Source organism: Anaerostipes hominis (ex Lee et al. 2021) (assembly GCF_002270485.1).
Lineage (GTDB): Bacteria > Bacillota > Clostridia > Lachnospirales > Lachnospiraceae > Anaerostipes > Anaerostipes hominis.
The window spans coordinates 1-2,076 of the sequence record NZ_NQOG01000051.1; the positions used below are offsets into that span (position 1 = coordinate 1).

Annotated in this window: 1 protein-coding gene; it reads left to right on the plus strand. The window is 38.1% G+C overall.

Annotated elements, in window-relative coordinates:
* The first annotated feature begins 147 nt into the window (after positions 1 to 147).
* Positions 148 to 1,902, plus strand: coding sequence for an IS1182 family transposase (locus CI597_RS17425; protein ID WP_024729441.1), 1,755 nt, complete (start codon positions 148 to 150; stop codon positions 1,900 to 1,902).
* Positions 1,903 to 2,076 lie beyond the last annotated feature (174 nt).

Consider the following 2,076-nt stretch of genomic DNA (forward strand, 5'->3'; position numbering starts at 1 on the left):
AAAGGGGCTGTCGGTTAATAGACAGTCATGAATAGTGAAGGCAGCGACTCGGTGATGTCGCTGCCTTCCCTAACTTTATCCCTATAAAAAGAGAAAAAGATGGCTAACCATAACCATCTCCTCTCCGTTACATGTTATAATGTAACTATGCATAAACAAGATTATTATAACCGATTTTTCGAATTAGGACAACTAAAAATGAACTTTAACTTTTATGAATTGAGTTTACCTGATGACGATCCGGTCTTTACCCTTAAAAATGTAATGGAGGAAATGGATTTTACAGCGTTATTGGCGCAGTATTCTGGTAAGGGGAAACACGGGTATAACCCAATCATGAAATATGCAGTTCTTACATACGCAAATATGCGGGGAATTCGTGAGATTGACCGTATTGTTGACCTGTGTAAAAGAGACCTTGGATTCATCTGGCTCACGCAGGGCGAACAGCCCAAACGGGATGCCTTCTATGATTTCATAAACAAAAAACTGACACCCGAAATCTTAGATGACCTGAATTATCAATTGCTGCGACGATTAAAAAAAGAAGGTCTGATCACATTAGAATCGCTTTTTATAGATGGAACAAAGATAGAAGCCAATGCAAACCGTTATACATTTGTATGGCGTGGAACACTCAATTACCATCTGGCAGGGCTTCTTGATACCATCGATTCCCTTTATGCAAAGTATAACGAGCTCTTAGAAGAAAACGGATATGATGCAAAATACGGTTTTGGAAATGCACAGATGTTTATTATTGAGGGTATGGATAAAGTGCGGGAAGTGATTGAAAAGAACCGCAAGCGAAAACTTACAAAACACAAAAAATTACCAAACAATAAAATTATCGAAATTGACAACTGTTCTCCATTGGATCTACTAAAGCTCCAGAAAAATTTAGCAACGATAGCAGATGGTGAAGGCATTGGGTTTGTTTACGGAAAAGGTAAGAAAAAATCTGAAATCCAGCAGCTTTACGAAGAACTCGAAGGATGTGGCAAAAAACTCATGGAATACGCAGAAAGTTTTGAAATCATGGGGAAAGACCGTAACAGTTATTCGAAAACAGATTTAGAGGCAACTTTCATGAGAATGAAAGATGATCACATGATGAATGGCCAGCTCAAACCGGCTTATAATGTTCAGATTGCTGTAGAGAACTACTTTATCATTCATGGTTATGTAAGTAATGACAGAACCGATTACAACACCCTGATCCCAGTCATTCAAAAACACATCAATACTTTCGGTGAAATATTAAAGGAAACTACTGCAGACAGTGGTTATTGTAGTGAAAAGAATTTACTGTTCCTAAAAGAACACAACATAGAAAGTTATATCAAACTGCAGGATCATGAACAGAGAAAGACCCGTGCCTATAAAGAAAATATAGGAAAATACTACAACATGACAACCCAGATATTTGAGGATGAACGTTATTATGTTTGTCATGATGGCAGGGAACTGAGACATATCCGCACAGAAGAAAAAGAAATGGAAGGATATACACAAACATTGGAAGTGTATGGATGTGCTGATTGCAGTGGCTGTGAGCATAAAGCGAAATGCCTGTATAAATATAACCCAGAAAAAGATGCCGACAAAAATAAAGTTATGAAGATCAATGAGCGCTGGGAAGAATTGAAAGAAAAATCTCATGCGAATATCCAAAGCGAGAAAGGAATCCTAAATCGTCAGATCCGCTCAATCCAAACCGAAGGACATTTTGGGGATATCAAAGAAAATGATGATTTCCGGCGTTTTAATCACCGTTCAACAGATAAAGTATACAAAGAGTTTATGCTGTATGCGATAGGTAGAAATATCAATAAATATCATCGGTTCTTATGCAATAAACTCCAGAGGTTTGAAGGCAAACAGGAAGAAAACGCAGCATAAGGAAAACGTGGCTTATTTGGAAGAGCCCCCTTTGTTTTGTGCGCTCAAAAATAATTACTGATCTTAGAAATAGGGATACCCTGCGGAATATGACGATGCTGAAAGGCACGTATTTCCGCAGGGTATCCCTATTTCTCTTTTAAATCGGAAAAATCGGCATTAGCCGATTCCTCC

What these genes read in the sequence shown, in the direction of transcription:
- CI597_RS17425 (WP_024729441.1), top strand. Translation starts at nt 148, where the DNA reads ATGCATAAACAAGATTATTATAACCGATTTTTCGAATTAGGACAACTA.